Consider the following 6,987-nt stretch of genomic DNA (forward strand, 5'->3'; position numbering starts at 1 on the left):
TCAGTGAACAGACCGTACCGTTGATTGACATAGCTGAGATGCGGAAGCAGGAAAGCAACCGTGATCAGCAGGAAGGCAGCTACAAGCCATCGTGGTCGAAGCATCCCGAGTAGCACCAGAACGCCCGCCTGAACCGCAAGAATATATGGCGTGAGTTGATGAGAGGCGACAATAGCGAAATCCAGGAACAGCAATATGGCAATCGCCGTCGATCGTGGCCAGACCGCCTTGGTTGGCACAGGCCACATCGATACCGGCCGGCGGGTGCACCGGTGTATGCAGCGGCTCACCCGGCTGCCCAGCACACTGTGGTGGGTTCCGCCGAACTGCCAGACGAGAATCAACATGAGCCCGAGGGTGAGCGTGTAGCCGAACGCCTGGGGAGCGAAGTAGCTCTGCCCCACCCAGTTCGTCACGACAAAGATCGTCGCTGCTGTCCAGGCGATCCGGTTGTCGTGTAGCAGCACCCGGGCAATGGCGATGACGAGAACCACGTTGACAAGAGTGAAGAACAGTTCTGCCCAGGCCGCGTAAGATGTCGGATCCGGCCTGTCGCCGAGCACGGAGAAAAATCCCGCGGTCGCAAAGAAGCCGGGCCAACGATGGTAGATATCGATGTTCCAGTCCACCGAGCCGTGCAACTCTATGTAGCGAATGACCCCGATGTGCTTATAGGTCCATGCGTATCGAGGCTCATCGACGATGAGTGGAATCGTGCCGTACAGTGCAGTGGCGAGCGCAACCAGGTAGCCGACCGGCCACAGTCCCGGACATCCACCGCCGGCACAGGTTCGCGGCGGCACCGACAAGCAGCACCGCCAATCCTGTGTACCACAGCAGCCCCAGGCGCGGCGAAAGTCCGTAATCATCAAGGTCATAGGTAGAGATCGAAGGAAGCGAGGCGGCCCACAGACCGGTACCCGCCAAGAGCGGACCGACAGCGGCGATACAGCGCGCGATCTGGCGCGCCGACGATTCGCCGGGGCGCCGCTCACCTTGACTTCCGGTGGGTCGAAGCGGTGACGCGGCTTCGACGACCGCCGGTACAATCCGCTCCTGCGAGGAGTGTCCGCCAAGTCTGGATGCCGTTGTCATCAGTTCTCCGCCGTTCGCGATCTTTGCCCGCAGGTATGCGCCTGCTTCAGCCGCATATAAAGATCAACAATGAGTGCCGCTATGGACGCCGCAGCGAGAACGGCTCCCAGCACCATCGGATGCCACAGTCCTGACCACAGCATCACCAAACTTGCCCCGGCATCCACCGCCATGCTGAGCACTATTGCGAGCCCCAGCCAGGTAAGCGGATCAGGTGTGTCAAGCCGAGTGAGCACGGCGGCGCCGGGCAGGAGCAGCAATGCCAGCAGCACCAGGACAGGCCGGGCCGGCCCGCTCGGCGCAACCACAGCGATCCCGGCTATCACGGCGAGCGCAAGCAGCGCCAGGTCTTTTGCGATCGCCGGCCCCGGTACACGACATTGAAAGGCGTTGATCAAAATACCGACTCCCGGAAAGTAGGAACCATGTCATTCCGTCTTGGCCAGACATGTTCGTGAATGCAACCGGCGAAGGTGCGTGACGCCCGCCGGGAGCCGCAGAATCAGTCGTCCACTGATACGGGGATTCAGCAGATATTTCGTCAGATAGGCGGAGAGGCCGCAGCCGTAGCCGAACATCTGCCGCCGAAGAGCCGGAAAATCTCCCCGGTGGTGGTGCCAGGACACGGCAGCCGGTTCATAGGCGATGACATGGCCCGCAAGCAGAATCCGGACGAGGAGATCGAGATCTTCACCGCCGCGACTGGGTGTACCCACCCCGAGCGCGTTGTCGAATCCGCCAAGCTCCCGCAGCAACGTGGTGCGGACGGCGACCAACGCACCGAACGAGCCGGCCGCAAAAGGATGAAGAGGCCCTGAGTGAGTGGCTAGCTTACCGTCGAAGAGCCGTGGCTCGCACCGTGTCGACCACGCCACCCGGGCATCGAAGTACTGTTCGGCCGCACTATCCAGGTTTGCCGCCGCCACCAGACCCGTCACACAGGCCACGGTGTCCCGTCGGGAAAAGCCGCGAAGAATTCCGTTGAGCCAACCCGGATCGACCTCGACATCATCGTCGGTAAAAGCCGTCACCAGACCAGTGACAGCCGCAATCCCAGCATTACGGGCAAACGACAGCCCCGCGCGATTTTCCCGCACATAGCGAAATCGACTGTCATCTCCAACTATCTTCTGAAAAACACGAGCAGCGCCGTCGTCGCTCGGCGCGTTGTCAACGATGACAGCCTCGAGATGCGGATACAGAAGATTTTTCAGAGAATGCAGACAAATAAGTAAGGAATCTGGCCTGTCACGAGTACATACGATGATACTTATCAGTCTATCTGGATATACAGCAGTATCTCGGCCAGACCGAATACCGTTATCGACACAGGCGCCACGCACCTTGGGGGACACATTCCGGGATGGCCGCGGTTCGCCCTCTGCCGTGGGCCAGTCAACGGCGGCGAGCCTAACCTCGCTGAGACCATGGCGCAGGTCCTGCATAGCAGACAGGCCGTCAGCGGCGAGATGGCGCCGCACCCGGCCGACGAGTTCCGTATCGTTGTCGGCGGCGGCCAGGACCCGGGCCTGTTCCAGTCCGACCAGCCCGATATCGACAAAAACATAGCCGACTGCCTCACCATGTATGCGCAGCAGGATCCGTGCCTGCGTATACGGGGAGCCGTCGCCATGCTGGGGATGTCTTGGCAACACATCGGGTGCCGAGAGCTCAAGCTGTCCGCACCAGATGGCGGTAGTCTTTTGCAGGCGCTCCTCTTCTCGGCCGAGGGTAGTGACAGCCCGGTGGAGAAATTCCGACCCAGGCCATTCCCGAGACCATGCTGACACTGGCGGCAGTTTGCTTGTTCCTTTGTCGGACCGCGACGCTGATCTGCGTGGATGGCGTATCCGCCACCGGCCTACCAGGTACGCACCCGGCCCGGCGATGTAACCAGCGGCCTCGGACAACAACAGACGGCGGCGTATGGTTGCGGGCAGCTCGGGGCGGGCCCGATAAGGTTGATCGGGCCTGTTCACCGATGGGTTCCAGCGATCAGAGCGGTCCGGCCACGGCGCACAAGGCGAAACGCACTGGTACGTAGCAGCTCATGTCGGGGAGGTATTTTTCCATGACCGTTCAGCAATTTTTGAAAATCCTCCTTCGAGGCACTCGGTCTAACTGTCAGACGAGAGATTTCATATCGATCGTCAGTAGGACAGGACATCGCGTTCTTCACGGCGCAGGCCGATTCGTAGCCAGCTCTTATAACGGCCGCGCGGACGGTCCTGTCAAAGTTTCCATGCGGATATGCGAAGGACCGACAAGGAATGCCTGTAAGAGCGGAAAGGTCCGCCCCAGAACCGGCTACCTCCTGCTCAAGTTGTGCCTTGGAAATTTCATCAAGCCGACAATGGGTACGGCTGTGCGCACCGATTTCGGCGCCGATCTCAACGATCTCGCGCAGGTCTCGGGCGGTCAACATACCGTCACATCCGATCCACGATGTGGTCAGGAAGACGGTAGCCGCCAAGCCCTTGTCCGCCAGCTGGCGGACGGCTTCGATGTTGTCCCCGAAACCGTCGTCAAGTGTCACGACAAGCACCTGGTCGGGCAGGTTACCGGCCGCCAGCAGCAGAGCGAAATCCGCCACGGTCAGAGCAGTCCGACCAGAATCAGCCATCATGGAGACATCTTGTGCGAAACGTCGTGGGGACACCGTCCACCGAGCCATTCCTGGTGGCGGGTCATCGGTCACTGAATGGTAAAGTAGGATGGGTATCATGGTGCCTCCCGGCAGCCCTTCCAGACAGCTGAGCACGGTGGACGCGTCAAGATGTCAGCCGGCCATCACAGCCGAGACCACGAAATTGCTTCGCCGGACCAGATAACCGGTACTTGTGATGATGAAACCCAGCACCAGCGCACCAGCGCGCGGCCACCGGTCGACGCTGCGCAGATTACCGGCAATCGCGCGGGGCAGGGTGTGTCGCACATACCGACGTTCAGCAGCTAGAGCCACCTGAGTGCCGACCAGGTGGGCAACAAGCGCCGTGGATGTCCCTTCCGCATAGCAGCGGCGGCGAAAATACGCGAACGATACCCGTTCTGTAGTGACACGGTGCTCGACGACCGCCATCGGTTCATACATAATCTTGGCCGCTGGCAATACTCGGCGAAGTCGAATAAAAAATTCGGTCTCGTCGCAGCCGGACGTGTCGGCACTGACCCGACCGACGCCCTCGGTAAAGCCACCAGCCCGAGTGAACGCGGACTTTCGTACCGACATAGCCGCGCCGATCGGATTACGTACCTGCTCGCGAGCTGTCGGCATCCCCGCATAGCTGCAGCCCACCACCCAGTCGAACTCGGGTGGAAACCAGCCAGGGCGGTCAGTCGGCCAGTCGGCGACAACGAGACCACCGACACCCTGCACCGCCTGGTCCGCGTACGGGGCAAGCAGGCGTTCAAGCCACTCCTGACGTGCCCGAGCATCGTCATCGAGAAATACCACGACATCCCCGGAAGCCAGTTGAACGCCTGTATTTCGTGCACCGCTGAGCCCCCGCGCGCCACGGCTGGCCACTACCATTACATCCCCGAAGAAATTCCGTGCGCGCTGGAACAGCTCATCGTTGTGGTCAACGACAATGATGAGCTCCGCCGGCTGGCGGCATTGGTTCTGGATGCTGTCAACCGCGGCGATGATGTCGTCCCAACGCCGCTCGGTGAAGATACAGATGACAACCGAGACGGTGAGTGTCATCTGTCGGTGCCATATAGCGTGAGCAGGGACAGCGGTGGGCAGCTCCGACTGGAGATCGTTCACGAATCCCTTCCTTTCAGCAAATTCGAGTCGAAGGGCCGGTAAATCACGCAGCTTCCGCAGTACGGTGCTCACCGCGGAAGCTGTCCGACGACCTCACGTTGTCCTGCCGAGCGGATCTTCCGAGTACCATCAGCGCAGACCCGGCGGTATCGCGATACACCACGCCGGGTAGTGTGATGATGCTCTTGACGACTCGTCTCAAAAGTTGATCCGTCCACTCCGGTGGACTGTTTCGGACCGATCCGTAGCGCTGCAGTTGGTAGCATTTCTGATCGCGCTCGCCAGCTGCCAGACCGCCCCCATTCCTTTATGATCACAAACAAAACACGAAGGCCATCGGAAATCGGGTTGAGTTTGCTTGTGCCATGCATCCGCGGGTACTCGAAGCTGGGCACCTCGACAACACGAAGGCCGGCTCGGGCGGTCCGGATGTTAATCAACGTCTCCACCTCGAAGCCATCTCCCCAGCAGTGCTTTTGACCGCGACCACTAGGATCAAGATCAAATACTGGTATACACCGCCGCCAGAACGCGTTGTAGCCATAACATAGATCGGTGAAGCGAGCCTGGACCAAAGCATTAGCCAACGCATTGAGACATCGGTTTCCCAGCCGACGCAGCGGCGTAATGTCGCTGCTTCCGGCGAGGGGGAGAAAACGTGATCCTCTAGCAAAATCGGCACCAGCAGTGAGCGCCCGCATAAATTGGGGGATCTCGGCTGGGTCGGCCGACCCATCTGCGTCAAGCATCACGATGATATCGCCCGTCGCCGCCGCACAGCCACACGCCACGGCGTTTCCCTTGCCACTGCGGGTCTGATGCACGATGACGGCGTCTGGTCGCAATGAGCGAGCGACATCAACAGTTCCGTCACTGGAACGGCCATCGACGACGACGATCTCGGCATCATCGGGCAGGCGTGGGAAGACGTACGGCAAATTTTCCGCTTCATTGAGGGTCGGAATGACCACGCTGACGGTGGGTGAACTGTCAGGCCGAGCCGATTCTGGCATCTCTGTTAATTCCTCCTAGCGAACATGACGAAAAATTGCTTACCGACAGAGGTTGACATGAAAATCTGTGCCACCCTTGTTCATGACATAAACCGATAGGCTACTACCCGCCCAAAGCCTCGATATGATAACTCGTTGGATTTTTCCCATGAGCTGGACAGAGAATCCAGAACATCTTCATGGAGAGGCTTGCTGTAAATAATCCAGGCAGCCCGCGGGCGGATGGCGACGGAATGTTCGATATTGGCAACCACCAGCTTGAGGATATCCGCGTCAAAAGGATTGAAGAAAAAGAACACACAATCTTCCGGTTGAATTTCGTAGCGCGTAGCGTCGATGCACAGAATATGCATGTCAAAATTATTTCCTCGACGCTTCTGGTAAGCTTTTATATTTCTTTCACTAAGTTCACAAAATTCCTTCGTAAATTCAACGCCGACAGCTCTCTTAAAACCAAACTCGGCAGCCAGAAGAAGCGTCCTTGCATTTCCTGAGCCAAAGTCAATGAACGCACCACGCGCTGGGATTCGAAGCTTTTTTAGCGTAGCATAAAATGGCCCGATTGGCATCGGAACAAGATCGTGTCCAGTTTCTCTGTCTCCTGCGATCGTCAGATCATCCGCTAGAGCGACGCGCATCGACGTTCGGGTGCCGTGCCGTTTGTCAAACAAAAACCCCCGCGCGTATCTCGCACCGGCGATCAGGACAAAAAAAATTCCGTCCTTATGGAGCGTACGTTTGAAAATCTCATACTTTGAGAGCGCGGTCAGCCTGCTATCAGCGGTCATAAATCATCCTTCCGTCCTGATTGCGACGCACGACCGGCTGCGGGCGGGAGCACCGGGCCACCGCGGCTCGTCCGCAGCATGCCAATGGGTCATTTCTTCGGTTGCAATCGACCGTATGTCGCCAGCTGTGCGAGGCGTCCCCACGGGGGCAGTAACTTGCCTACGCCGAACGCGGGTCACGGTGGGTTGCCGTCACGATCCGAAAGCGGAAATATCGACTGGCCGGTATGACCGCCGGTCTCTTCGGCCGCGGATTGCCGCCGAACGCGATGGATCCGGACGTGTCGGGTGCACAGGCCGGGCTCAAGCGAAGGCGGGCCCG

6 protein-coding genes and 1 pseudogene are annotated in these 6,987 nt (G+C 59.2%); all 7 read right to left on the bottom strand.

Annotated features, from left to right (window positions below; genetic code table 11):
* A pseudogene (locus MJ785_RS15950) lies at positions 1-878 on the bottom strand (hypothetical protein); the annotation flags it as partial.
* Between the two features lie 216 nt (positions 879-1,094).
* Positions 1,095-1,493, bottom strand: a complete 399-nt coding sequence (locus MJ785_RS15955) for a hypothetical protein (protein ID WP_239346661.1) — start codon at positions 1,491-1,493, stop codon at positions 1,095-1,097.
* 30 nt (positions 1,494-1,523) lie between these two features.
* Positions 1,524-2,885, bottom strand: a complete 1,362-nt coding sequence (locus MJ785_RS15960) for a glycosyltransferase family 2 protein (protein ID WP_239381555.1) — start codon at positions 2,883-2,885, stop codon at positions 1,524-1,526.
* A 185-nt stretch (positions 2,886-3,070) separates the two neighbouring features.
* On the bottom strand, positions 3,071-3,721 hold the full coding sequence (locus MJ785_RS15965) for a polysaccharide deacetylase family protein (RefSeq protein WP_239346663.1): 651 nt from the start codon (positions 3,719-3,721) through the stop codon (positions 3,071-3,073).
* Positions 3,722-3,874: 153 nt separating this feature from the next.
* Positions 3,875-4,864: a glycosyltransferase family 2 protein gene (locus MJ785_RS15970; protein WP_239381557.1), complete on the bottom strand. Its 990-nt coding sequence runs from the start codon at positions 4,862-4,864 to the stop codon at positions 3,875-3,877.
* Between the two features lie 68 nt (positions 4,865-4,932).
* Complete coding sequence (locus tag MJ785_RS15975) at positions 4,933-5,877, bottom strand: glycosyltransferase family 2 protein (RefSeq protein WP_239346665.1); 945 nt, start codon at positions 5,875-5,877, stop codon at positions 4,933-4,935.
* 80 nt (positions 5,878-5,957) lie between these two features.
* Entirely contained in the window at positions 5,958-6,665 is a 708-nt protein-coding gene (locus tag MJ785_RS15980; protein ID WP_239381559.1) for a class I SAM-dependent methyltransferase, read from the bottom strand.
* Positions 6,666-6,987: the final 322 nt, after the last annotated feature.

This window comes from Protofrankia sp. CiT1 (genome assembly GCF_917627335.1).
Taxonomy (GTDB): domain Bacteria; phylum Actinomycetota; class Actinomycetes; order Frankiales; family Frankiaceae; genus Protofrankia.

What these genes read in the sequence shown, in the direction of transcription:
- MJ785_RS15980 (WP_239381559.1), bottom strand. Translation starts at nt 6,665, where the DNA reads ATGACCGCTGATAGCAGGCTGACCGCGCTCTCAAAGTATGAGATTTTC.
- MJ785_RS15975 (WP_239346665.1), bottom strand. Translation starts at nt 5,877, where the DNA reads ATGCCAGAATCGGCTCGGCCTGACAGTTCACCCACCGTCAGCGTGGTC.
- MJ785_RS15965 (WP_239346663.1), bottom strand. Translation starts at nt 3,721, where the DNA reads ATGATGGCTGATTCTGGTCGGACTGCTCTGACCGTGGCGGATTTCGCT.